Origin of the sequence: Thauera phenylacetica B4P, assembly GCF_000310225.1 — a bacterium.
GTDB classification, from domain to species: Bacteria; Pseudomonadota; Gammaproteobacteria; order Burkholderiales; family Rhodocyclaceae; genus Thauera; species Thauera phenylacetica.
In genome coordinates this window covers 1-431 of the sequence record NZ_AMXF01000613.1, presented here as the reverse complement: position 1 = coordinate 431, position 431 = coordinate 1, and the positions used below count along the sequence as shown (strand labels likewise).

Here is a 431-nt window from a genome sequence, read left to right as displayed (position 1 = left end):
GGCGGCAGCACCAGGGACTGCTGGCGGGCGGCTTCGAGCGGGTCGAGCAGGGCGGGCAGCGGCGCGTAGTCGATCGCCGCGGCGCGCGCGGCGCGGCGCGCGGCGTCGTGGGTTTCGGCGATGACGGCGAAGATCGGCTGGCCGGCGTAGTGGACCTCGCCAGCGGCGAGGATCGGGTCGTCGTGCACGATCGGCCCGCAGTCGTTGGGGCCGGGGAGGTCGGCGGCGGTGAGCACGCCGATCACGCCGGGCATCGCGCGCACCGCGTCGAGATCGATCCGGGTGATGCGGGCGTGGGCCTGCGTGGACAGGCCGAGCGCGGCGTGCGCGGTGCGGGCGAGCTCGGGCAGGTCGTCGACGTACAGCGCCTCGCCGCTCACATGCAGATGGGCGGATTCGTGCGGGTGGGGGTGGCGGGCGGCGGGGGGGCC

The 431-nt window shown here is 76.6% G+C and carries 1 pseudogene; it reads right to left on the bottom strand.

Features of this window, described 5'->3' with window-relative positions:
• Positions 1-431 (bottom strand): annotated as a pseudogene (locus C667_RS23955) (xanthine dehydrogenase molybdopterin binding subunit); the annotation flags it as partial.